Raw genomic sequence first — 24,408 nt, forward strand, 5'->3', positions numbered from 1 at the left:
CAAAACGCTCGACTGGGATACCCCAGCCGAGCGCCTGCGTGATCTACTCACCGCCTAACACCAGGCAGTGTTGCGACGACCCCTTGAAACCGCCTTCGCGTGCACGGGCCGTTTCGGCTGTCAATACGACAACGCCATCGGCGCGTCGAGGTAACTCATCTCCGCCGGGGTAGCGACCATGTGGACCGAGGTCGTTTCCGTCGCCGTGCGTACGGTGACGAGGTTCGCTGTGTCGGGATCCTCGGTGAGCGTGATGTCGCCGACGAAACTGTCGATGCTCTGGCTCGCGTTCGGACGCAACAGGATAACGGTCGCATCGGAGTGGTGCGTGGATGGCGCGATGCCGTCGTAGACGACCACGGTCGCGGATCGATGCGAGCTCGCTTGCTGTGACCCGGCCGACCAGGAGGCCAGCGACAGTGCCTGTGGTGCGTCGACTCTGGTCACCATGGAACGCCACGCTTCATGGCGATTGGTGTGCACCACGACGGTGGCACCCAGCGCGATCGCTCGCAAGATCACCTGCTTGGCGATCAGGAGCGCACCGACGATCTCCACCCGGCGGATGTACTGGCCGACCAGCGGAAGGGCAACGCCCTGCCCGGAGAAGTCGGCGCCGATCACCTGCCCGCAGCCGGTGATCGGGGTGAACAGATCGGCCAGCGAATCCGGGGTACCCAGGTAGCTCTCGATCGGCAGATCGGGCCCCTGGGTGCTGATCGGCAGATGATCCAGCAGGGCGCGGCGGTGTTTGCCGGTCAGGGCGACCAGGCCGGGGACCGACATCTTGGGGGCGTGGTCGCGGGCGTCGAAGCGTACGGTCGCCGACACCGAGAGCGTCGCCGGTCCGTGCGCCGAGTGGTGGGTGGGCGTGCCGGCGGCGCGGCGCAGACGCAGGGTGACCGTCGTCGCCAAGCTCGGGGTAGCCCACACTTCCGCGAGACCGCGCGGGCCGAGGGCCTCCGGGGCCATACGGTAAGTGGCGGAGTGGATTCCGTTGTGCTCGACGCTGTGTGATGTCTCGTTGAGTTGCGTGAGGTCGGCATTGCGGGTGAGCTGGTGTACGGCGGCGGTGATCTCGGCGGCCGACAGCACCGACACGGTCAGATCACGGGCGGCGAGGCGGTTGGCGACGCGCCGGGTGGCGACGATCGCGGAGCGCAGCGTTCCGGTCGAGCCGCCGCCGCGCCGGTTTATCGCGGGCGCGTTGGACAGCGGGTCGAACCGCAGCACCACCCAGGCTGTGCGGTGCGCGACCGCGGGCAGCGGCCCGAGGATCTGCTCGTACAGCCGGGCCACCTGGCCCGCGTCCGAGGTCCGCGAGCCGGTGCTGATCACGTCGATCGAGGCGAGGTCGATGTCGAATTGGTTCAGGCAGCGGGCGACTTCGGGCAGCGGAACCATGTCGCCGGTGTTCAGACCGCTCGGACTGAGCAATGTCACGTTCTGTGGCTGTGCGTCGATGCGCAGCATGGTGATCAACCGGGCACCGTCCCACCGCATGCCGTAGCTGCCGCCGTCGGGCACCGGCACATCGAACGGAGCATTGTGCGCCCCGGCCGCCCGGTGGCGGAACCCGTGCCAGCGGAAAGCGAATTCGTCGGCGAGGAAAGCCGCGAGGCAGGTGCCGCGGAAGCGGACGAGCCCGATCAGCGCGACGAGCACACCGCCGGCCGCCGCGGCATACGACGGTGCCCCACCGGCGACCGCTACCAGCGCGATTGCGACTGCGAGCAAGAGCACGGGAACCACAAGGCGCAGCGGGAGCACCCGGAACAACCAGTACTGCGGTGAGCTCAGCGGTGGGGCGGCAGGCTGCGCCGCCGGATCGGCTGTTGTTGCCATAGGCTCATCATGGACTGAACTTCCCTAGCTTCGCTACTGTGGTCACGCGAGCTGGTCACGCTCCTCGGAAATCGTGAGGCGTGCGCCGACACCACTTCGCCCTACTGCGTCCCGTTCGGAGGAATCGTGCCGGCCCAGTTGACAACACGTGCCCAGGTCAACGGGTATCGGTTTCTGCTGCGTCGGTACGAGCACGCGCTGGTGCGCCGGGACATCCGCATGCTGCACGATCCGATGCGGTCGCAGTCGCGGTCGTTGCTCGTCGGTGCGGTACTCGGCGTCCTGGTTGTCGCGGGCGCGGCGATTATGTCCTTTCTGAAGCCGCAGGGCGCGATCGGTGACTCGAAGATCGTGATGGCCCAGGAAAGCGGCGCACTGTTCGCGGTTGTCGACAACACCCTGTATCCCGTGCTGAACCTGGCCTCGGCCCGACTGGTCACGCAGAGCAACGAGGTGCCGACCTCGGTGAAGGAGTCCAAGCTCGGCAATATGCCGCGCGGCCCCCTGGTCGGCATCCCCGGCGCCCCGGCCGCACTGCCCGGCTCGTCGGCGGGTGACCGGTCGACCTGGACGTTGTGTGACACCGTGCCGTTGTCGTCCGCGGGTAGTGCCACCGGGTCGTCCGGGGCGAAGTCGACGGTGATCGCGGGCGAGCTCGACACCGACGCGGAAGCCGCTGCCAGGCCGTTGGATTCGTCGCAGGCATTGTTGGTGATCCGTGAGCGGAAAACCTTCCTGCTGTTCGACGGTAAGCGCGCGGAGGTCGACACGGCGGATGCGGTGGTGGCCAGGTCGCTCGCACTGCGCGATTATCAGCCGCGGCCGATCAGCGCCGGTCTGTTGAACTCCACCACCCAGGTTCCCGCGTTGACGCCGCCACAGATCGACCGGATCGGTGAGCCGGGCCCCGGTCGGTTGTCCGGTGTTCCGGTCGGTGGTGTGATCCGGGTGCGCGGGGTGGACTCCGAAGAGCTGTTCGTGGTGCTGGCCGAGGGTGTGCAGCGGGTGTCACCGTTCGCCGCCCTGGTGATCCGCAACGCGAATTCGCAAGGCATGAGTGAGATCACCACGGTGCCGCCGGACCGGCTGAGCGGCATCCCGGTGCTCACGACCCTCGCAGTCGATCACTTCCCGAAGGAAACACCGAAGATCATGACCGCCGAGCAGGCGCCGGTCGGATGTGTCTCCTGGGCCGAGGACACCGGGCGGCCGACGCCGACCGTGACGGTGCTCGCTGGACGTGAACTGCCACTGGCGAAGCCGTCCGTCCCGGTCGAGCTCGCCTCCGCGGACGGTGTCGGCGACCGCATCGACGCCGCCTACATCCCGCCGAGCACCGGCGAATTCGTCCAGGTAACAGCGATCGACCCGGAGAGCGCGCGGCGCGGCACCCTGTTCTACGTGGGCGACAACGGTGTTCGCTACGGCATACCCGACACTGATACCGCAACGATCCTCGGACTGGAACAGAAACCACGCCTGGCCCCCTGGCCGATCGTCGGCCAACTGGTCCCCGGGCCAACCCTTTCCGCCAAAGAAGCTTTGGTCAGCCACGACACGCTGTAGGACACCCGCACCGTTTCGTGAACCATCGGGTGATAGCGGCTCTGTGACGGCGCGGTCTGCTTCGCCGTCCGCAGTGTCTCGAACGCGTTCGCTCGGTCGTTGTTCAGTCAGGACACGCGTCCGAGGATGATGTAGCGATGCCCGGGCCGTCCCCGCGGTATTCCATGCGCGATGACGGGCCACTCGCCCGGTGGATCACCTCGGCGCCGTCGTCACCGGGGCCTCAGCAACGCCGGTCGTGCCTAGTGCAGGGTTGATAAGACGTTCGAGAGCGCATTGCGCATGTCGTCCGCCTCGATGCGCATGAGTACCGCTTCATCGATGTTGGTCAGGTCCAGGTTCTCATCGCTGGCAAGCCGGAACTCGCGTTCCTCCTCGGCCGACTCGATCAGGTTGCGGATGAAGCGCCCGTTGCCCGCCATGTCGACGCCGCGACGCGGCTGGCCGTTCTGGTCGGTGCTCTCCTGGTCATACAGCTTTGTGCAGGCTTGGACGAGCAGCGCCAGCGCATCCTCGGTCAGATCCGAATCACGTTTGCGCGCAATGAATTGTCCGATCTCGCCGAGTTCCACCGGGGTGTAGGAATCGAACTTCACCCGCTTGGCGAACCGGGAGGCGAGACCGTCGTTGGAAGCGAGCAGCCGATCGATCTCGCCGTCGTATCCGGCGATGATGACCACCAGGCGGTCGCGGTCGTCCTCCATCCTGGCCAGGAGGGTATCGACCGCCTCGCGACCGAATGCGTCGCCGCCCTGTAGGCCCGCCTGAATCAGTGTGTAGGCCTCGTCGATGAACAGCACACCGTCCATGGCGCTGTCGATCAGCTTGGACGTCTTGATCGCGGTACTGCCCAGATGCTGACCGACGAAGTCCGCGCGCTTGGCCTCGACCAGCGCGTCGGTCTTCAAAAGGCCGAGCCCGCAATAGATCTTGGCGACCACCCGGGCGACGGTCGTTTTGCCGGTGCCGGGCGGGCCGGTGAAGGCCAGGTGCTGACCGCGCGGCACGCTGGCCATCCCCTTCTCGGCGCGGATCTTCGCCAGCTGTGCGGTGGCCTGCAGCTTGGCCACCTGGGTCTTGACTGCGGCCAGCCCGATCTGCGCATCGAGTTCCGCCCGCGCGGACGCGAGGATCAGCTTGGCTTTGTCGTCGCGTTCCTCGCGGCCCATCTGCTCGGCCGAGGGGGCCGACGTCGGATCCCAGCGGTTGGTGCGTGCGTCGATCTGCTGCTGGGTGGTGATCGTGATGCGGTACTTGCGGTCCCGCATGGCACTCGCGTTGGCCTCGAAATCCGGTGCTTCCGAGTACACCTTCTCGAAAAGGGCCTGTGCCTCGGCTTCGTGGCCCGTCTCGCGCAGGCACAGTCCGCGGCAGAACCGAGCGGTGACAGCGGCGGCGGGGATCGGACCCTGCTCCGCCCGCTCCATACGGCGGATCGCCTCGCCGAACAGTCCCAGCTGCGCGCACGCAGTGCCGACCATGACGTGCGCGGCCGCGGCCATATACGGGTCTTCCCACTCCGCGGAGCCGGCCAGCACCGTCATCACATCGGACCAGCGCTGGGTCTGATAGTGCAGGGACGCGCGAACGTACGCGCAGATGCGGTCGTCCACCTCGCGATCGGGCTGCGACAGCTGGGATTTGCGATGATCGGCGAGTTCGTCGAGCACCCGCTCGGCCTCGTCGTAGTCACCGTCGGTGATCAGCGCCGATGCCTGGGCCAGCCTGATCTCGGTGAAGCTCGCCAGCGGATAGTCGATGTACTGACCGATCACGAAGCGACCCGCCAGCTCGCGGGGGCGCAGACCGAGGCGACGCTGCTCCCGGAACAGTGCCGTCGAGCTCGTCTTGTACAGGTTGAACAGCACTTCGCGGGTGACCTCACCCGCGGCGGCCCGGCCGAGCCAGGCGTCGCACATGTCGGGGTCCCATTCGGTGGCCCGAGTGAACGCCAACTTGGCGTATTCGAGGTCGCGGGCAGATTCCTGCCCATCGATGGAGAGGCCCAATGACAAGACGCCGGCGTCGAAGGCGCGTTGTGCTTGGCGGTTGCCAGTCATGCGGGTAAGCCCCCAAAGCATACGGTGTTTGCGAGATCTCGCTCAGCATACCGGCTGGCGCGGGTATAGATTGAGTGCGTTACCAAGCTCGACCGTGTGAACTAGGGAGCCAGCAAACTCGTGAGCGAGTCTTCGACCAGTGGCATGGGGACCGCTGATCCGGAACTGTGTCGAGTGTCGATACTCGGAGGCAACACTCAGTTGGATCTGGGGTTGCCCGCCACAATTCCGATCGCCGCCTTCATCACCGACGTGGTCGGTCTGATCGAGTCTCGCACGCCGGATCTCACCGAACACGAAGATGGCGCGCCGCTGCGCACCGAGCATTGGACGCTGGCCAGGGTCGGTCGCGACCCGATCCCACCGAACCAAACCTTGACCGACGCCGAGGTTTTCGACGGTGAACTGCTTGTTCTGCGTTCGGTGACGGCGAAGGAATCGCCTGCCCTGTTCGACGATGTCATCGACGCGGTATCCCGGCTGACCGCCGAGTCGTTTCGTAGCTGGTCACCGGCTTCGGCGCGCTGGATGGGCCTGGTCACCGCGCTCGGCGGGGTAGTCGCGGCGATCGTGCTGCTGGCGGTGGCGAAACACGACGGCGCCGGCGGCTACCTCGGCTTTCTCGCGCTCGGTACCGGTATCGCCGCTGTCGCCGCGGCCGTGATCGCGACCCGGAAGTATGTTGCCCTGCTGACCGCGATGATGTTGTCGCTGTTCGCGACGCTGCTGTGTTCCGCGGCCGCGGCATTGTTCGTGCCGGGCGACCTCGGCAGCCCACACCTACTGTTCGCCTGCGCCACAGCCCTTGTCGTCTCGGTGGTCGTCTACAGCGTCACCGGCGTCGGCGCCATGATGTGCGCCGCGGTGATCACCGTCGTGCTGTTCGGCGGGTTCGCCGCACTGGTCCGCATGGTGTGGGATGTCAGCACACCGAAAATCGCCGCCGGTGCGCTGGTCGCGGCACTGATCATCATCACAATGGCGCCACGGATCACGGTCGCCGCGGCGCGATTGCCGGTGCCGCCGGTACCTACCGCCGGTGGTGCGATCGACCCGGCCGATCACGAGCCGAGGCCGACGATCGAGGACATCGGTGCCATCGGGGCGACCGCGCTGCCCTCGGCGGTGGGCCTGGAGTTGCGGGCGAGTGCCGCCAACCACTACCAATCCGGTCTGCTGCTCGGAAGTACGATCGCTGCGGTGGCCGGGGCGGTATTCGCGGCCGATCAGCTGGGTGCCGGGCGCTGGCAAGGTATTGCGCTCGCGGTGGTCGTCGGGCTGATCCTGTGCCTGCGCGGGCGGTCGTTCGCGGACCTGGTCCAGGCGAGCACGCTCATCGGTGGCGGTGCCACCACATTGATCGCGGTACTGATCACGGTCGGGCTCGGACAACCGTCGTACGTGGTGTCGATCGCCGGGATACTGCTCGCGGTCTCGGCGGCGATGGTCGGCTTCGGTGTGATCGCGCCGCATACCGAGGTCACGCCGGTGGTCCGCAGGATGGGGGAGATCACCGAGTACCTGCTGATCGTCACCGTCATCCCACTGGTGTTGTGGATCATGGATCTCTACTCGGCCGCTCGAAACCTGTGATCGAGGCGCGTCCATGAGCATTCCGCTAAGGCTGGCCGGGGTGGTGCTTGTGCTCGGTCTCGGCACGATCGGACTACCAGCCCCAGCCTTCGCCATCGGACCGCCGAGCATCGACGACGGTGCCCTCGGCGCGGCCATAGCGGCCAGCAGAGGCGGCGCACCCGACGCGACCGAACAGCGGTCGGTCTGTGCCGAGCCGAGGCTCGGTGGCGCACCCCCGCAGGATCCGCCACTGTCGCAACGGCTTCTCGACCTGCCCTCGGCCTGGCAGTTCAGCCGCGGCGGTGGACAGAAGGTCGCGGTGATCGACACCGGCGTGAACCCGCACCCACGACTACCCGCACTGCAGCCGGGCGGCGACTTCGTGTCGAGTTCGGACGGCACTTCCGACTGCGACGGTCACGGCACCTTGGTCGCCGGTCTGATTGCCGCACGGCCGAGCGCCGAGGACGGATTCGCCGGGATCGCGCCGGACGCGGAGATCCTCGCCATTCGGCAGCTGAGCCTGGCCTTCGAGGCGAAAGACCGGGGCCGCAGTGACGAACCGGGCAAGATAGCCTCCGCCGGATACGGCAACGTGCAGACACTGGCCGCGGCCATCGTGCGCGCGGTCGATCTCGGCTCGACCGTCATCAACGTTTCCGAAGTCGCCTGTGGGCCCGCTGGATCCGGGACCGCGGACGCGTCGCTCGGCGCCGCGGTGAAATACGCCTACGAACGGAACGTCGTCGTGGTCACGGCCGCCGGCAACATCCAGCAGAGTGGCGCATGTGGCGCCCAGAACGATGGTGCGGGGTGGAGTGCGGTACGGACGGTGGTGAGCCCGGCCTGGTTCACTCCCTATGTCCTGTCGGTGGCTTCGGTGGAGCCTGACGGGAAGGCGTCGGATTTCTCCATCCATGGCCCGTGGGTCAGCGTCGCCGCGCCGGGCCGCGGCATCGTGTCGCTCGACAGTAAGCCGGGGTCGGCCGGTGTGGTCGACTCCGTGCAGACCAGCGAGGGTGTCGGATCCATCGACGGGACAAGCTTTTCCAGCGCCTATGTATCCGGGCTCGCCGCCCTGGTGCGGGCCAGGTTTCCGGAGCTATCGGCCCAGCAGGTGATGGATAGGATCACCCGTACGGCGATGCAACCGGGCACCGGACGAGACGATCGGATCGGTGCCGGGCTGATCGACCCGCTCGCCGCGCTCACCGCACAACTGCCCGCACAGCCTATCGGGGTCGGAGCCGATGTGGCGCGGCCGCTGCCGGCAGCGGCGCCACCGCCGTATGTCGATCCCATGCCACGCAGGGTCGCGACCATCGGGACACTTGTCCTGCTCGCCCTGCTCGCCATCGGATACGCGTTGTCCATTCCGTTCCGTAAACAGCGCAGTGGCGTCGATCCGGCGGCAGAAACCCGAGAAGGACTGTAGGACATGGCTACCGAAGGATTTGTGCGTCGACCGCGAATCGCGCCGCCGCGGGCGCCGGGAGGTGAAGTGGCGCTGTCCGCGCCGCCGGAGATTCCCCGGCCGGTGCCGGCCGGGCTGTTGATGAAGCTGATGCCGCTGGTGATGGTCGTCGCCGTCGTCGGCATGATCGCGATGATGGTCATGATGGGCCGAAACCTCTTGGCCAATCCGTTCATGATGATGTTTCCGATGATGATGCTCATGTCGATGGTCGGCATGCTGGCGGGTTTCCGGGGCGGCGGCGGTACCAAGAAGGCCGCCGAACTCAACGAGGAGCGCAAGGACTACTTCCGCTACCTCGACCAGGTGCGCAGGGACGTGCGCAAGACCGGCCGGTCCCAGCTGGAAGCGTTGGTCTGGAGCCACCCCGAGCCCGCGGATCTGCAATCGATCGTCGGAAGCCGGCGGATGTGGGAACGTCGGCCGAACGACCCGGATTTCGGGCACGTGCGCGTCGGGGTCGGTAGCCATCGGCTCGCGACCAAGCTGGCCCGACCCGAGACCGGCCCGCTGGAAGACCTGGAGCCGGTCTCGACAGTCGCGCTGCGCCGGTTCGTGCGCACCCACTCGGTGGTGCACAACCTGCCTACCGCGATCTCGTTGCGTGCGTTCCCCGCCATCAATATCGAAGGCAATTCCGCCGAGGCCAGGATGCTGGTCCGATCGATGCTGATGGAGTTCGCCACCTCGCACGGGCCCGACCACACCGCGGTGGCCATCATTTGCGCTGATCCCGACGGCGAGGCATGGGCATGGGCGAAATGGCTCCCGCACCTGCAGCATCCGGTCGACCGGGACGGGCTCGGCTCCCGGCGCATGATGTACCAGTCGCTGGCAGAACTCGAAACCGCCATGTCCGCCGAACTGCTCGAACGCGGCCGCTTCATGCGCAACGCCCAGCCGACGGCGGGGCGGATCCACCTGATGGTCATCATCGACGACGGGTTCGTCAGCGGCACCGAACGTATCGTCAGCGACGCGGGCCTCGACTCGGTCACTGTCCTGGATCTCTCCGCACCGCAAACCGGACTCGCGGTCCGCCGCGGGCTGCAACTGGTCGTCCGTGACGGAATGGTCGCGGCGAAATCGGCCGCGGGCACCGAGAAGTTCGCCACCTCGGACACGGCCACCGTAGCGGAGGCGGCCGCCCTGGCCAGGGATCTCGCCCGCTACCGGGTTGCGACAGCAGCGCAGATCGTCAGCCTCGGCGACGAAACCCGAGCGGTCGCGGGTCTGATGTCGTTGTTGAAGGTTCCCGATGCCGCGCAGATCAATCCGGCGGTGGTGTGGCGTCCGCGCAGTGACCGCGAGCGCCTACGCGTGCCGATCGGCGTCACTCCGGACGGTACCCCGGTCGAACTCGATATCAAGGAGTCCGCGGAGAACGGCATGGGACCGCACGGCTTGTGCATCGGCGCAACCGGTTCCGGCAAGTCGGAGTTCCTGCGGACACTGGTGCTGTCGCTGGTGACCTCGCATTCACCGGACCTGTTGAATTTGGTGCTCGTCGACTTCAAGGGCGGCGCGACCTTCCTCGGCCTCGACTCGCTGCCGCACGTCGCCGCGGTCATCACCAACCTCGAGGAAGAGCTCTCGATGGTCGACCGGATGCAGGACGCGCTATCCGGCGAGATGAACCGCCGTCAGGAACTGCTGCGCTCAGCAGGAAATTTCGCCAACGTCACCGAATACGAGAAGGCGCGTGCCGCGGGCGCACAACTCGACCCGCTGCCCGCATTGTTCGTCGTGGTCGACGAGTTCTCCGAACTTCTTTCCCAGAAACCGGATTTCGCCGACCTTTTCGTGATGATCGGCCGACTCGGCCGCTCGTTGCGTGTGCACTTGCTGCTCGCCTCACAGCGTCTCGAGGAGAACAAACTGCGCGGGCTGGACAGCCATCTGTCCTATCGCATTGGTTTGCGTACCTTCTCGGCCAACGAGTCGCGCGCGGTGCTCGGCATCACCGATGCCTACCACCTGCCGAGCGTGCCCGGCTCCGCCTACCTCAAGAGCGACGCCGACGACCCGCTGCGTTTCACCGCGGCTTATGTGTCGGGACCGTATGTTTCGCCGCGCGGGAGCCAGCAGGTCGGCGGGCGTTCGATCGGTGGACAGATGCCGCTGGTCTTCACCGCGGGGGAGGTCGAGGCACCCGAGCTGCCGCGCGGCAAGGCGGCCGACCGGCCGCGCGGACTTCCCGAACTGCCGCCCGCGCCCGGCTCGCTGGAATTGCCGCCCCCGCCCGGCGCCGTCGATCCGGCCGCCGAGCCGGACACGACCCAATGGCCGAACGAAGGCGTGCCCGCGTCGCTGCTGCAGGTGGTTGTCGCACGGTTGAATGGGCACGGACGACCCGCGCACGAAGTATGGCTGCCGCCGCTGGACGAATCGCCGTCGGTGGATATGTTGCTGCCCGATCCGGACTGGAAGTCCCCGATGAATCGGCACGGTCAGCTGTGGATGCCGATCGGCGTCATCGACAAGCCCTACGAACAGCGTCGCGACGTGCTGATGATCGATCTGTCCGGCGGACAAGGCAATCTAGCCGTGGTCGGCGGCCCGCAGTCCGGCAAATCGACCACCCTGCGGACAGTCATCATGGCGGCCGCGGCCACGCACACACCCGAACAGATCCAGTTCTACTGCCTGGACTTCGGCGGCGGCACCCTGGCCGGTCTCGCCGATGTGCCGCATGTCGGTTCGGTGGCCGGTCGCTTGGAGGTCGATCGTGTCCGCCGCACGATCGCCGAGATGAACACGTTGCTGCGTCAGCGCGAGGAACGCTTCCGTGAGCTCGGTATCGAGTCGATAGCCGAATTCCGCAGGCGTAAGGCGAGACTCAGCCAACTGCCGGAAGCCGAACGTGCCGCCGATCCACTCTCGGAAGACCACTTCGGTGATGTGTTCCTCGTGGTGGACGGGTGGCCGACCATCCGCGCCGAGTTCGACGCACTCGAACAGGCTTTCAATTCGCTGGCCGCTCAGGGGCTGTCCTACGGCATCCACCTCATGCTCTCGGCCAGCCGCTGGGCCGAAATTCGGCCTGCCATCAAGGATCTCATCGGTACCAGACTGGAGTTGCGTCTCGGTGATCCGTCCGATTCCGAGATGGATCGCCGCGCGGCTGTGCTCGTCCCGGTGGGTCGTCCTGGTCGTGGGTTGACACCCGACCGCCTGCATATGCTCGTCGCGCTACCTCGGCTGGATTCCGACTCCGATGCGCAAACGCTGTCCGATGGTGTGGGGGAAGCCAAGCGGCAACTCAACGAGCTCTATGGCAACAGGCGTGCGCCGGAGGTGCGCATGCTTCCGCTGGAGATTCCACGCGAACGAGTGCTCGACAGTGCCCGACGCTACGGCATCGAACTCGGGCCGACGCGTGTCGCGATCGGGGTCGGCGAATCCGAATTGCAGCCGCTCGTCCTGAATTTCGGCGCCCAGCCGCACTTCATGGCGTTCGCCGACATCGAGTGCGGCAAGACGACACTGTTGCGCAACATTGTCATGGGTCTGGTCGAGAATTCGAACGCCGACCAAGCACGAGTCATCCTCATCGACTACCGGCGCACCATGCTCGGGGTCATCGAGGGCGACCAGTTGGCCGGGTACTCGACCTCGTCGCAAACATCGATCGGCATGATCAGGGAGGTCGCGGGCTACCTGGCGAAACGGATTCCCGGCTCGGATATCACCCCGCAGCAGTTGCGCGAGCGCAGCTGGTGGAGTGGGCCGGAAATCTACATCGTCGTCGACGATTACGACATGGTCGCCACGGGCGAGAATCCGTTGGAGCCGCTGCTGGAATTCCTGCCGCAGGCCCGCGACATCGGGATGCATCTGATCGTGGCTCGGCGCTCCGGCGGCGCTTCCCGGGCAATGTACGACAAGGTGCTCGGCCGGATGAAGGACCTGTCGGTGGACGCGCTGCTCATGAGCGCGCCGAAGGACGAGGGCAGGTTCCTCGGTGATATTCGTTCGGCGAAGCTGCCCGCCGGCCGAGGGACACTCGTTTCCCGCGGTGAGCCCGAGATGGTTCAGGTGGCCTACTTGCCGCCGGTGTAGCGAGTTGTTCAGCCTTGACCGAACGCCGCGACGCTCCGATGCTCGATAGTCGGGACGGCACCGGCGCAGAGCGGATCCCAACTATCGGCCCGCCGTTCGAAGAGTGCGCGGGAAGGGCCGGTGGCGATCGGGCCCGCGATGCGGGCCAGGTGGAAGCCTGCTCGGCGGTAGTAGTCGTGCAGGTCGTCGTTGGTGGTCCAGGCGTCCAGCCGGACCCAGGTGCGCTGTTGGCGGCGGGCGAGCATGCCCGCATGGGCTAGTAGTCGGTCACCGACGCGCTGGCCGGCGAAGCGCAGGTCGACGATCATGAAGTGGACGACCACCGCATCGGCTAGTTCCCACGGCGACCACAGTCCGTTGTCGGCGTGGTGGTTGACGGTGATCGTCCCCGCCGGTTCACCCGCGACCTCGGCGATCCAGGTTTCCCCTGCTTCCAGGGCCCGGCCGACCGCCCTGGCGAAGATCTCGATGGGCAGCCCACGGCCCGCCACCGTCCATTGGTCGGAGCCGCGCGCGGTGAGCCATGACGTGCGCTGGACCCGCAGACGGCAGATCATGCCGAGATCGCCGAAGGTCGCCTGGCGAATCACGGTAGTCATGGCAACGAAATGCCTGGCCTGTACGCGGTGCCGAGCGCGCGCCGGATGACCGCGGTGCCCTCGTCGTCGCCGAGCTCGTAGGCGAGCCGGTTGCGCGTGGCGATAGACCGGTGCCGGGTGGCCCTGGTGACCCGCTCGTGGTTGGCGCCGATCCGTAGGTGATCGAGCAGAATGGTCCCGGTCGCGACACCGAGGACGATGGCCTCCTCGGCGCTGGCGGGCCTGGCGGCCAGGGTGTCCCGGTGCGCGGTCTCGGCGTGGCCGCGATCGGCCAGCCGCCTGGTCGTGCCCTCGGGGATATCGTGCGGTGAGTCGATGCCGGTGTTCTCGGCGAGATCCCTCGGGTAGAAGCTGACTTCCCATGACCACGGTTCGTTGTCGAGGTACTGAACGACCGTTCGGGCCAGCACCCACGAGTCCTGCGGCACGCCGAGCCACAGGGCGACCTGCGGACTGGCCGGTTCCATCCTGGCGCTGAACTCCTTGGCGGGTTCGCGACGCGCCGCCCGCGCGATCTCCTCGAAGATATCGTGTGCCGACTGTGGGCGATTCGGCCGGATGTGGTCGGTGACAACCGATTCCAGCACTTCCTGGCTTCGTACGATCGTCCCACGGGAAGTAGCTGTATAGACCAGATTTTCGGCGACGAGCACCTGAATAGCGTTGCGGGCAGTCGTTATCGAGACTTCCATCTGATCGGCCAGCTCGGCATGACTGGGCAGTCGATCGCCCGGACGCCACTTGCCTGCGCGGATCTCCTCGCGGAGGAGGTCTGCGATCCGGCGATACGTCGGACCGTCCGCCATCTTGCTCCTCGGTCAGTCGTGCAGGTAACGAAGTGTACTCTTCGTGACTCCCTACGGCCCGGTAACGCTTGACAGGTGCCTTCAGAGGTTTATTGTAATGAACGTCCTGATCCGGTGTTGTGCGGCGACGAACGGCGAGGCAACGTGGCAGGTTCGGAGATTTCGACAATCGTTATGGCTCTCCCCGACACACCGCGGTGTGTCGACTCGGCAGTGCAGTCACTAACCCTCGGGCTACTGCCCACCTCTGATCTACTTGTTCGGGCGTGTCGCGGGCACCGCGTGGTTGGCGGCCCGCTGCTCTGGTTCGCCCGTGATCTCGCGGTGCTCCACGAGCGCCGGCTGGTCGGCCGTGGCGGCTCGGTGCCGACCGACCCTGCTACTGTGCTCGAAATCGACAGGCGCAGAACTGAATTGGTCATGGCTATCGATGACTGGGTGGCGCGTGGCGTCCCGCAGCATCGGCTCGGCGCCACGCTGCACACCGAGACTGTCGGCGCGGTTATCGACCGCCTCGCCGAGTCCTCGGTGCGGGCGCACCACGCGCTGATGACGCTGGACGCGCACAACGAACGGTTGCACTGCGCCTGGCACCATCTCGCGGAACTCGCCGACGCCTATGACGATCTGGTTCGCGATATCCAGGCGGGTCGCAGGCGCTTGCCGGAGTGGTGACCAGCCCGGCGTCTCGATCACCAAGTGCCAGTGGCGCATTGGGCGTCGTTGTCATGTCGACCACAGTGTCGCGCATGGCAGCGGGGGCATGTCGGGATGCACGTTTCGGTCGATGACGACTTCGAGGTCGGTGCGGGTTCGGTCCAGTATGGTCGCGAACTCTTCCGCAGCCGCACAGTCACATTGGAAGTCCAGGGGTGCCTCGAGATGTGGGAACGACACCCGCAGATGGCGGCGCCGTGCGTCGAGCACCAACCGTCCCGTGCGGACCAGGTAGTGCAACGCCGCTCGGCGTTGCGCACACGGTGATCCCATCCAGTGTGCGTGGGTCTGCATGATCCGATGCGCGCTCGCCGGTGTCAGGTGCTCGGGCGCGCTGTCGCAGCGCCCGAGCCTGATCGGCCATGCTTCGAGTTGTTCCGGCAGTACTGACATGATGCGAAACCGGTCAGTTACGACGGCACTGAGATCGATGGTGTCTCGCTGCTTTCCAGTGGTGCGGTGAGTTCGAGATGAATGCCGTCCGGGTCGCTGAACGACAGGATCGCGATGCCGAACGCGTCGAGCGCGGTGACTTCGCCGTGTTCGATCCCGGCCGCGTCCAGCCGGGCAGCGGTGTCGGCCAGCTCGTCCACCGATGACACCGCGAAGCTGAGGTGATCGAGCCCGACCCGCTCGGAGTCGAACCGGTCGGTGGTCGCCGCCACGGGGCGCAGGCCGAACAGCATCCCGTTGGTCTGGAAAACGACCCCGCCGTAGAGCTGGGCCGGATCGGCGCGCACCTGCGGATCATCCGGGCTGCCCGGCGACTGCGCGGCGATCTCGAAACCGAGTACATCCTGGTAGAAGGCGCGGGAACGCGCCAGATTCGTCACCGTCAGCCGCACATGGTGGATGCCGGTGGTTGCGATTGTCGTCATGAAAACTCCGCCGTGAGATGCCCGGAATACGACTGCCGGTGGTCGGCGTCGTCAGGAACACTAGGGCGCGCATCACAAATATTCGAGTGTCGGAAACGACATGTTCAGTACTGTAGACGACATGGATGTCGCGGTATTCGTGGTCGATGGGGTGGCCGATTTCGGATTCGCCGCCCTGCTGGAAACGTTCAACACCGCGAACGCGCTGCGCGGCGAATGCGATAGCTCCATCGACCCCTGGAATATGCAGGCCGTGTCACTGGGCGAGAGCGTCCGATCGGGCAACGGCTATCTCGTGCCGACCATGCCGCTGGGCGAACTGCCCGGCGAATTCGGTCTGATGATCGTTCCCGCGGTGTCCGTTCGGGATCCCGAAACCCTGATCGGGATGGTCTCCTCGGTACCCAATCTGCCTGTACTGGACTTGATTACGCGAGCACGCGGTGCAGGTGTCCACCTGGCCGCGGCCTGCACCGGCACTTTTTTCCTGGCCGAGGCGGGTGTGCTGGATGGTGCGCAAGCGACGACGAGCTGGTGGCTCGGCCCGGCCTTTCGCCGTAGGTATCCGAGAATCGTTCTCGACGAGAGCCGGATCCTGTGCCGGGGCGATCAGGTCACCACGGCGGGCACGGCGTTGTCCCATCTGGATCTGGCCTTGTCCCTGATCTCGGCGAAGAGTCCGGCACTGGCCGAACTGGTGGCCAAATACCTGGCATTCGGCGACCGACATACGCAGGCCCACTTCGCGGTACCCGAAGTGATCGCCCGGGGCGATTCGTTGGTCGCGGCTTTCGAACGTTGGGTCCGTGACCATCTCGCCGAGCAGTTCCTGATTTCCAGTGCGGCACAGGAACTAGGCGTCACCGAACGCAGCCTCCAACGCGCAACCCACGCCGAACTCGGGATATCCCCCAGGGATTTCGTCAACGAGATACGGCTGGAACGTGCCACGCACCTGCTGCGAACCACCCCGCTGACCATCGATTCGGTGGCTGCCAAGGTCGGATATCTCAACGCCGGAACCCTGCGCAGCCTCTTCCGTCGCCGCCGCGGCAGGAGCATTGCCGATATCCGAGCCTCCCGGCTGTCCTGGTGAACGATCAGTTCCGGTAGCGGTGGTGATCCACGCTGAATTCGTCGGCGACCGTCGCGGCGAGTTCGACATACGCGCGCTTGGTGGTCTTGTGCAGGCGATGCAGGTCGATCTCGGCGCCTTCCGACAGATGCTCGTCGAAGGGGATGACGTGCACGGCGCGACAGCGCGACAGGAAGTATTCGCGCAGCTGCTGGATGCCGACATTCGGTGACCCCTCGCGCGGCAGATTGATCACCACCACCGCATTGCGAACCAGGTGATCGTGGCCGTGTAGCGACAACCAATCGAGCGTTGCCGCCGCGCTGCGCGCTCCGTCGATCGCGGCAGAGGAGATCAGCACCAGGGAATGCGCCAGATCGAGCACCCCACCCATGGCCGAGTGCATGAGCCCGGTACCGCAGTCGGTGAGGATAATGTTGTAGAAGCGCTGCAGGATTCGGGCGACAGCACGGTACTCGTCGTCGCTGAACGCCTCGGAGGCCGCCGGATCCCGTTCGCTGGCAAGAACTTCCAGTCGACTCGTGCCCTGCGAGGTATGCCTGCGCACATCCGAGTACCGTTGGATCGCCGAATCGAGCAATAGATCACGCACCGTCGACCGCGTCTGCAGCGGCACCCGCTGCGAGAGGGTGCCGAAGTCCGGGTTGGCGTCCACCGCGATCACCCGGTCGCCACGGATGGACGAGAAAATCGACCCGAGACCCATGGTCGTGGTGGTCTTTCCGACGCCGCCCTTCAACGACAGCACCGCGATCCGGTAGTCACCGCGCACCGGCTGCCTGATTCGTGCGACCAATTCCTGTAGCCGGATCTCCTCCGCGGACATCCCCGGATTGATCGCACCGCCGGACACATGGTGCACGGCCTTGCGCCAGCCGCTACCCGGCGTTTTCTTGGCGCGCCGCAACGGGACGTCGTCGAGCGACGGCTGCGGGATGTGCTGGTGGTGCGGACCCGGTTGCTGCTGCGCAGGCGCTGCAGGATGCGGACCGGCCTGCGGCTGTCCCCACCCCGAGGCATCCGACCCCGTCCCCGTCGGAGGCTGCTGCCCGTGCCCCGCTGCGCGCTGCCACTGCTCACTGCCCGCTGGCGGCGGCTGGTTGCCGCCTGGTGCGTGCGACCGTCCGAATCCTGCCGGGTCGCCGATGTGTGACTGCCGTTGCGCTGCAGGCTGTCCCGGGCCGACTGGATTGCTCCACTGGCTGCCCGACGTCTGGCTGTCTGGTGCTTGCGGTCCCGTAGGCGGTTGTCCGAATCCTGCCGGGTCGCCGACCTGTGCGGGTGCTCCGGTGGGTGGTCGTCCGAACCCCGCCGGGTCGCCGACCGGCGGTCCAGCGGTTGGCTGCGTGAATCCTGTTGGGGCGCTGCCTGGTACGTGCGGACCGGCGGGTGACTGCGCGAATCCCGACGGTGTGTCCGTGGGTGCTTGTGGCGTCGGCCCGCCGCCACTCGGGTGGTACTGAACAGGGTGATCTTGTTCCGGTGCGGGCGGCCCGGTCGGTGACTGCCCGAATCCTGTTGGGCCCCACCGGCCGCCGCCGGGTGTCTGTGGCATCGGCTGATCGCGGGCCGGGGTGTGCGGTCCCGCCGGTGGCTGTCCGAATCCGGCTGGGTTCTGCCACTGGGTGTTACCGGGTGCGTGCGGGGTCGGCTGACTGCCGCCCGTGGGATGCGGAGCAGGGCGAATCTGTTCCGGTGCGGGCGGCCCTGCCGGTGACTGTCCGAATCCTGTTGGACCCCACTGGCTTCCGCTCGATGTCTGTGGACTCGCTGGGGGGTGCTGCCCGTATCCGGTCGGGTTCTGCCATGGCTCGCCGGTCGGTGCCTGTGCCGGCATCGCAGGTTGGGCGTATCCGGTGGGAGCCTGTGGACCCGATGGCGGTTGCGCGAACGCCGCCGGGTTCTGCCACGGCTCGCTTCGTCCTTGCGGCATCGGTCGGTCGGAGGTTGCTTGCTGACCGGGCATCGAGGTCTGTGCCTGGTCGTTGGGCTCGGCAGCCGCCTCGTCGGCATCGATCTCCGATGCGAGTCGGTGGCGGCCCCGTGCCGGGGACTCGGGTACGGCAGGCCGTGCGGTCGACGGCTCGAAAGCGTTGGGGCTCTGGTCGAGTGTCGAGATGGCGCCGTGCGGTTCCGGCCACTGGCCCGCCGCCATGGGCGCGGCACCGGTAGCGGCAGTGGGTATTTCGTGGTCCATCGACACGTGCGTGTCGAATTCGCCAGGGGGCGGTGGAAGTTCGGGGCGATGCGGCACCGGCGCGGACTGCTCGGCAACCCGCTGAGCGCCATCGGCGCGTTCGCCGCTCAGCCACGGTGGCGGACCGTCCGTGCTGGGGGGGACCGCCGACTGCGGCTGATCGGGCCGCGAGAGGTCCGATGCGCCGAGTTCACCGTGGTGCGCCCGCTGTTGCGTTGCGGCAGGAGCTGATCGATAGGCGGCGTCCGCGGGATCGGCGTTCGGTGCTTCGGGCTCGAAGCCGGGGCCGCCGTCCGCGGGCGCGGCGGTCGATTCGGGTCCGTGCTCCAGGGGAGCCGTTGGGCCTGCGAGGTTGCGTGGACCGATGGTCGGGGCATCCGGATCCATCCGGCTGTGATCGGAATCGGGTCCGGCGAGCCACGGCGGCGGCCCATCGGGTTCCGGCGTCGTCGGCGTGGCATGGAGTTCGGCCGACGGTGTCGAAAGATCGGTCGGCGCGACGGGTTGCTCGCCGGCGGTCGGCCGCGGCTGCGACAACGCTTGTGCCGCAGCTGGATCTGGTCTCGGCGCAGATGTCGGCGAATCGGGGTGCTGCTGGTAGCGCACCGTGGATTCGGTCGAAGCGAGTGGCTCCGGGGGCGCGTCGACCGGCCGTGCACCGAGCGGCTGGAAGCCCTCCGACGGCCTGCTCGGGTTGCGCGTCGGCAGCGGCGCCGACTGCCACGAGTTGTCCGGACTCGCTGGCGGCTGGCCCGGCGCCTGCTGGCGCTGCTGCGGCGGCCGGGACTCGTTCTGTTGGTGCGGATCTGGTTGCGATCGCGGTGTGTGCTGCGGTTGCGGACCGCGCTGGAACTCGGGCTCGCGTTGCTCTTCGGGCCCGCGCTGGAACTCGGGTCCACGCGACGGTTCGGGTGGGCCGGGGTGCGGCAGCTGATCCTGCTGCTGTTCGCCGTGCTCGTCCTTGTCCCTACGCCAGCCCTTGCGCCGCTTGTCTCTGCGTGTCGGATTGGGGTCCGGGCGATCACCCTCGGGGGAGCGAGACTTGAAACGGCCGCGCCGGGGCGCTTCGTCGATGAGTTCTTGGTGTGGCAGGTTCTGTACGGGTGCTTCGTAGCCGACCTGTGTGACTTCGCTCTCGGATAGCCACGGTGGCAGCATGGGGAGGCCGTCGTTGTTACGGCTCACAGCGCCGCCTCGCCAGCGCTCGCCTGCGCTGTGCCCGGGGGCGCTGTGCCCATGGTTCGCTCGCTACGCTCGCTCACCACATCCCCCTTGGTTCTGCTGGACCGATTCCTGGACAGCGGCCAGTTTACGCGAAGATCACTTGTCGCCGATCCACCGGGACTTCTCCCGCTCGGGGGGGTTCTCGGGGAGCCATTTTTGCCGGATCTGGTACCGCCCGGTAAGCTGGACCGGCGGTGCACCTATGCGCCGACTGTTTGCATGCGACCGTCCTGTTCGTCGGCGGGTCCATGCAAGCAGACATGAACCATTCAAACCAGGTTTGAGCGTAAACCAGGATCGCGGAGGACATGGCGAAGAAAGACGGGGCCATCGAGGTCGAGGGTCGAGTTGTCGAGCCGCTGCCCAATGCGATGTTCCGGATCGAGCTCGAGAACGGTCACAAGGTTCTCGCGCACATCAGCGGGAAGATGCGGCAGCACTACATTCGTATCCTCCCCGAGGACCGTGTGGTCGTCGAGCTTTCACCCTACGACCTGTCGCGCGGCCGCATCGTTTACCGCTACAAGTGATCGCGCCCGCTCCCGTCGGGGTGCAGCGCGAACACATGAGCCGCAAGGCTCACCCACAGAGACTTCCCCAGCCGTCGGCTGGGGAAAAACTGTGTTCACACCCGTGTGAACCATAAGAAGATTGGACGGACGTGAAGGTTCAGCCGAGCGTCAAGAAGATCTGCGAGAAGTGCAAGGTGATCCGCCGTCACGGGCGGGTCATGGTGATCTGCGACAACCTGCGCCACAAGCAGCGCCAGGGCTGATCCGGCTCTTCGTAGTCGATCACCAGCCGGGCACCGATCACTGATCGGCTTGGCCACACAAAAGAAGAACTCCCAGCTCCAGCCGCACACTGCGGAATTTCGGGTAGCGATGGTTTCGACGAACTGTCGAGGATCTCAATGCCTGAAGGTGTGCGTGCCAACCCCCGGTTCGGAGGCCGGGGCCCCACCAAGACGAGGGGACGGACAGGGAGCAGACCTCCGCAACAGTTAAGGAACCTGCCACATGGCACGTCTCATGGGCGTTGATCTCCCGCGCGAAAAGCGCATGGAGATCGCGCTGACTTACATCTACGGCATCGGCCGTACCCGCTCCAAGGAGATCCTCGCGGCGACCGGCGTCAGCCCGGACCTGCGCAGCAAGGACCTCAGCGACGATCAGGTCACGCAGCTGCGTGACTACATCGAGAGCTCGCCCGAGCTCAAGGTCGAAGGTGACCTGCGCCGCGAGGTGCAGGCCGACATCCGTCGCAAGATCGAGATCGGCTGCTACCAGGGTCTGCGCCACCGTCGTGGTCTGCCCGTGCGTGGCCAGCGCACCAAGACCAACGCTCGTACCCGCAAGGGCCCGAAGCGCACCGTCGCCGGCAAGAAGAAGTAGGGATAACCGATGCCTCCGAAGTCACGGGCCTCCGGCCCGAAGAAGACCCAGAAGTCGCGTCGCCGGGAAAAGAAGAACGTCCCGCACGGCCACGCACACATCAAGAGCACGTTCAACAACACCATCGTGTCGATCACCGATCCGGCAGGCAACGTCATTTCCTGGGCGTCGTCGGGCCATGTCGGCTTCAAGGGCTCGCGCAAGTCGACCCCGTTCGCCGCGCAGCTCGCCGCCGAGAACGCTGCCCGCAAGGCGCAGGAGAACGGTGTCAAGAAGGTCGATGTCTTCGTGAAGGGCCCGGGTTCGGGTCGCGAGACCGCGATCCGTTCGCTGCAGGCCGCAGGCCTCGAGGTCGGCACGATTTCCGATGTCACCCCGCAGCCGCACAACGGCTGCCGTCCGCCCAAGCGGCGTCGCGTCTAGCGGGAAAGGATTAGATAACAAATGGCTCGTTATACAGGCCCCATCACCCGCAAGTCGCGTCGTCTGCGTGTCGACCTCGTCGGAGGCGACCAGGCGTTCGAGCGTCGCCCCTACCCGCCCGGCCAACACGGCCGCGCGCGGATCAAGGAGAGCGAGTACCTGCTCCAGCTGCAGGAGAAGCAGAAGGCTCGCTTCGCCTACGGCGTCATGGAGAAGCAGTTCAGCCGGTACTACAAGGAGGCCAACCGCCTCAAGGGCAAGACCGGTGACAACCTGCTGCGTCTGCTCGAGTGCCGACTGGACAACGTGGTGTACCGCGCGGGTCTCGCGCGTACCCGTCGTCAGGCTCGCCAGCTGGTCAGCCACGGCCACTTCACGGTCAACAACAAGAGCGTGAACGTGCCCAGCTTCCAGGTGACCCAGTACGACATCATCGATGTCAAGGAGAAGTCGCTCGGCACGCTGCCGTTCCAGGTTGCTCGCGAGACCGTCGGTGACCGTCCGGTTCCCGGCTGGCTGCAGGTGATCCCGGGCCGTCTGCGCATCCTGGTTCACCAGGTGCCCGAGCGCGCTCAGATCGATGTGCCGCTGCAGGAACAGCTGATCGTCGAGTACTACTCGAAGTAAACAGCTTCAACGCTGCTGGTGTGTGGTCGCGAGCGACCGCTCGCGACCACACACAACCCCCATAACGTGGGCGTCAAATAGTGGGCGCCCGTACAGGAGGATGATTCCTAATGCTGATTTCACAGCGTCCGACGCTGACCGAAGAGGTCGTCGCCGAGAACCGCTCGAAGTTCACCATCGAACCGCTCGAGCCGGGCTTCGGTTACACCCTCGGCAACTCGCTGCGGCGTACCCTGCTGTCCTCGATCCCGGGGGCCGCGGTCACGAGCATCCGCATCGACGGCGTCCTGCACGAGTTCACCACGGTTCCCGGTGTGAAGGAAGATGTCACCGACATCATCCTGAACCTCAAGGGCCTGGTCGTGTCCTCGGAAGAGGACGAGCCGGTCACGATGTACGTGCGTAAGCAGGGCCCGGGCACCGTCACCGCCGGTGACATCGTCCCGCCCGCCGGTGTTGTCGTGCACAACCCGGACATGCACATCGCCACCCTGAACGACAAGGGCAAGCTGGAGATCGAGCTCGTTGTCGAGCGCGGTCGCGGTTACGTCCCTGCCGTGCAGAACAAGGCGTCCGGCGCGGAAATCGGCCGGATCCCGGTGGATTCGATCTACTCGCCGGTGCTCAAGGTGACCTACAAGGTCGAGGCCACCCGTGTCGAGCAGCGCACCGACTTCGACCGTCTGATCCTGGACGTGGAGACCAAGAACTCCATCACCGCACGGGATGCGCTCGCTTCGGCGGGCAAGACACTGGTCGAGCTCTTCGGCCTGGCCCGTGAGCTGAACGTCGAGGCCGAAGGCATCGAGATCGGCCCGTCGCCGGCCGAGGCGGATCACATCGCTTCGTTCGGTCTGCCGATCGAGGACCTGGACCTCACGGTCCGGTCCTACAACTGCCTCAAGCGCGAGGGTGTGCACACCGTGGGCGAGCTCGTTGCCCGCACCGAGTCGGACCTGCTGGACATCCGCAACTTCGGCCAGAAGTCCATCGACGAGGTCAAGGTCAAGCTGCACGCGCTCGGCCTCTCGCTCAAGGACAGCCCGGCGTCGTTCGATCCTTCGTCCGTGGTGGGTTACGACGCGAGCACTGGAACGTGGAGCGACAGCGGCACGTTCAGTGACACCGATGGCGGCGAGCAGGACTACGCCGAGACCGAACAGCTCTAGGCCGCTGGGGTAGGCACCCCGGCCAGGCCTTACTCAAGGAGAACACACAATGCCCAAGCCCAAGAAGGGTGCTCGCTTCGGCGGGTCGGCGTCGCACCAGAAGGCGATCTTCGCCAATCTGGCGACGGCGCTCTTCGAGCACGGTCGTATTTCGACCACCGAGGCCAAGGCCAAGGCGCTGCGCCCCTACGCCGAAAAGCTTGTCACCAAGGCGAAGGCCGGCACTCTTGCCGACCGTCGCGAGGTGCTCAAGGTGATCCGCAACAAGGACGTCGTGCACGAGCTCTTCGCCACGATCGGCCCGTCGTTCGAGGGTCGCGAGGGTGGTTACACCCGTATCACCAAGACGCTGCCCCGCAAGGGTGACAACGCGCCGATGGCGATCATCGAGCTGGTTCGCGAGAAGACCGTGACCAACGAGGCCGACCGCGCTCGCCGTGTTGCCGCGTCCAAGGCCGAGGCACCGGTCGCCGAGGTTGTCGAGGAGACCGCCGACGAGGCTGTCGCCGAGACCGCTGAGGCCGAGGCCCCGGCTGCCGACGAGGCCGCTGAGGACAAGAAGGACGCCTGACCTCGCGTCGGAGTTCTCGAACGAGCCCGCCACCCGTTTCCGGGTCGGCGGGCTCGTTCGCGTTGACCAGGAGAGCGTTGTGACTGTGGAGGATTCGGTGGGTTCGACCGCGGCGTCCGATTCGG

The 24,408-nt window shown here is 66.3% G+C and carries 20 protein-coding genes; 13 read left to right on the forward strand and 7 right to left on the reverse strand.

Features of this window, described 5'->3' with window-relative positions; genetic code table 11:
* Positions 1 to 120: 120 nt before the first annotated feature.
* Positions 121 to 1,845, reverse strand: a complete 1,725-nt coding sequence (gene eccE, locus AB0M74_RS27660) for a type VII secretion protein EccE (protein ID WP_366529222.1) — start codon at positions 1,843 to 1,845, stop codon at positions 121 to 123.
* 138 nt (positions 1,846 to 1,983) lie between these two features.
* Here eccE and eccB point away from each other — a divergent pair, with 138 nt between their 5' ends.
* On the forward strand, positions 1,984 to 3,411 hold the full coding sequence (gene eccB, locus AB0M74_RS27665; protein ID WP_366529223.1) for a type VII secretion protein EccB: 1,428 nt from the start codon (positions 1,984 to 1,986) through the stop codon (positions 3,409 to 3,411).
* A 242-nt stretch (positions 3,412 to 3,653) separates the two neighbouring features.
* On the opposite strand, the gene eccA is transcribed toward eccB, so the two are convergent.
* Entirely contained in the window at positions 3,654 to 5,471 is a 1,818-nt protein-coding gene (gene eccA, locus AB0M74_RS27670) for a type VII secretion AAA-ATPase EccA (protein WP_366529224.1), read from the reverse strand.
* A 120-nt stretch (positions 5,472 to 5,591) separates the two neighbouring features.
* Between eccA and eccD the strand changes: the two genes are divergently transcribed.
* Genes eccD through eccCa form a run of 3 tightly spaced genes read left to right on the forward strand, consistent with a single transcriptional unit; the run spans position 5,592 to position 12,582 of the window.
* A complete protein-coding gene (gene eccD, locus AB0M74_RS27675; protein ID WP_366529225.1) occupies positions 5,592 to 7,064 on the forward strand; it encodes a type VII secretion integral membrane protein EccD in 1,473 nt (490 codons plus the stop codon).
* Positions 7,065 to 7,077: 13 nt separating this feature from the next.
* Positions 7,078 to 8,481, forward strand: coding sequence for a type VII secretion-associated serine protease mycosin (gene mycP / locus AB0M74_RS27680; protein WP_366529226.1), 1,404 nt, complete (start codon positions 7,078 to 7,080; stop codon positions 8,479 to 8,481).
* 3 nt (positions 8,482 to 8,484) lie between these two features.
* Complete coding sequence (gene eccCa, locus AB0M74_RS27685) at positions 8,485 to 12,582, forward strand: type VII secretion protein EccCa (RefSeq protein WP_366529227.1); 4,098 nt, start codon at positions 8,485 to 8,487, stop codon at positions 12,580 to 12,582.
* Positions 12,583 to 12,590: 8 nt separating this feature from the next.
* Here eccCa and AB0M74_RS27690 read toward each other — a convergent pair whose 3' ends face one another.
* Together AB0M74_RS27690 and AB0M74_RS27695 are read right to left on the reverse strand one after the other, a co-directional pair.
* Entirely contained in the window at positions 12,591 to 13,181 is a 591-nt protein-coding gene (locus AB0M74_RS27690; protein WP_366529228.1) for a GNAT family N-acetyltransferase, read from the reverse strand.
* Positions 13,178 to 13,987, reverse strand: coding sequence for a GntR family transcriptional regulator (locus AB0M74_RS27695; RefSeq protein WP_366529229.1), 810 nt, complete (start codon positions 13,985 to 13,987; stop codon positions 13,178 to 13,180). Before AB0M74_RS27695 ends, AB0M74_RS27690 begins: the two co-directional genes overlap by 4 nt.
* A 213-nt stretch (positions 13,988 to 14,200) precedes the next feature.
* Between AB0M74_RS27695 and AB0M74_RS27700 the strand changes: the two genes are divergently transcribed.
* Positions 14,201 to 14,662 carry a DUF4254 domain-containing protein gene (locus tag AB0M74_RS27700; protein ID WP_366529230.1) on the forward strand — a complete coding sequence of 154 codons (462 nt, stop codon included), beginning with the start codon at positions 14,201 to 14,203 and terminating at the stop codon, positions 14,660 to 14,662.
* A 51-nt stretch (positions 14,663 to 14,713) separates the two neighbouring features.
* On the opposite strand, the gene AB0M74_RS27705 is transcribed toward AB0M74_RS27700, so the two are convergent.
* Both AB0M74_RS27705 and AB0M74_RS27710 read right to left on the reverse strand, forming a co-directional pair.
* Positions 14,714 to 15,097: a hypothetical protein gene (locus AB0M74_RS27705; protein WP_366529231.1), complete on the reverse strand. Its 384-nt coding sequence runs from the start codon at positions 15,095 to 15,097 to the stop codon at positions 14,714 to 14,716.
* Positions 15,098 to 15,114: 17 nt separating this feature from the next.
* Positions 15,115 to 15,582 carry a VOC family protein gene (locus tag AB0M74_RS27710; RefSeq protein ID WP_366529232.1) on the reverse strand — a complete coding sequence of 156 codons (468 nt, stop codon included), beginning with the start codon at positions 15,580 to 15,582 and terminating at the stop codon, positions 15,115 to 15,117.
* A 100-nt stretch (positions 15,583 to 15,682) separates the two neighbouring features.
* Between AB0M74_RS27710 and AB0M74_RS27715 the strand changes: the two genes are divergently transcribed.
* On the forward strand, positions 15,683 to 16,678 hold the full coding sequence (locus AB0M74_RS27715; protein WP_366529233.1) for a helix-turn-helix domain-containing protein: 996 nt from the start codon (positions 15,683 to 15,685) through the stop codon (positions 16,676 to 16,678).
* 4 nt (positions 16,679 to 16,682) lie between these two features.
* Here the strand turns inward: AB0M74_RS27715 and AB0M74_RS27720 are convergent, their stop codons facing one another.
* Complete coding sequence (locus AB0M74_RS27720) at positions 16,683 to 20,060, reverse strand: AAA family ATPase (RefSeq protein WP_366529234.1); 3,378 nt, start codon at positions 20,058 to 20,060, stop codon at positions 16,683 to 16,685.
* A 347-nt stretch (positions 20,061 to 20,407) separates the two neighbouring features.
* On the opposite strand from AB0M74_RS27720, the gene infA reads away from it, so the two are divergent.
* The 7 genes from infA to rplQ all read left to right on the forward strand — a co-directional run bounded on the left by infA (position 20,408) and on the right by rplQ (position 24,283).
* Positions 20,408 to 20,629 (forward strand): translation initiation factor IF-1, encoded by a 222-nt coding sequence (gene infA / locus AB0M74_RS27725; protein WP_003418601.1) that lies wholly within the window; start codon positions 20,408 to 20,410, stop codon positions 20,627 to 20,629.
* Positions 20,630 to 20,760: 131 nt separating this feature from the next.
* On the forward strand, positions 20,761 to 20,874 hold the full coding sequence (rpmJ, locus tag AB0M74_RS27730) for a 50S ribosomal protein L36 (RefSeq protein ID WP_011207363.1): 114 nt from the start codon (positions 20,761 to 20,763) through the stop codon (positions 20,872 to 20,874).
* A 244-nt stretch (positions 20,875 to 21,118) separates the two neighbouring features.
* Entirely contained in the window at positions 21,119 to 21,493 is a 375-nt protein-coding gene (gene rpsM, locus AB0M74_RS27735; protein ID WP_014981767.1) for a 30S ribosomal protein S13, read from the forward strand.
* A gap of 9 nt (positions 21,494 to 21,502) precedes the next feature.
* The gene (rpsK, locus tag AB0M74_RS27740; RefSeq protein WP_040731638.1) at positions 21,503 to 21,916 is read left to right on the forward strand and encodes a 30S ribosomal protein S11; all 414 of its coding nucleotides are present in this window, start codon (positions 21,503 to 21,505) and stop codon (positions 21,914 to 21,916) included.
* 21 nt (positions 21,917 to 21,937) lie between these two features.
* Positions 21,938 to 22,543: a 30S ribosomal protein S4 gene (gene rpsD / locus AB0M74_RS27745; protein ID WP_328409306.1), complete on the forward strand. Its 606-nt coding sequence runs from the start codon at positions 21,938 to 21,940 to the stop codon at positions 22,541 to 22,543.
* 110 nt (positions 22,544 to 22,653) lie between these two features.
* Complete coding sequence (locus AB0M74_RS27750) at positions 22,654 to 23,712, forward strand: DNA-directed RNA polymerase subunit alpha (protein ID WP_040686662.1); 1,059 nt, start codon at positions 22,654 to 22,656, stop codon at positions 23,710 to 23,712.
* A gap of 49 nt (positions 23,713 to 23,761) precedes the next feature.
* Positions 23,762 to 24,283, forward strand: coding sequence for a 50S ribosomal protein L17 (gene rplQ, locus AB0M74_RS27755; protein WP_366529235.1), 522 nt, complete (start codon positions 23,762 to 23,764; stop codon positions 24,281 to 24,283).
* Positions 24,284 to 24,408: the final 125 nt, after the last annotated feature.

Origin of the sequence: Nocardia sp. NPDC051463 (genome assembly GCF_040681975.1) — a bacterium.
Classification (GTDB): domain Bacteria; phylum Actinomycetota; class Actinomycetes; order Mycobacteriales; family Mycobacteriaceae; genus Nocardia.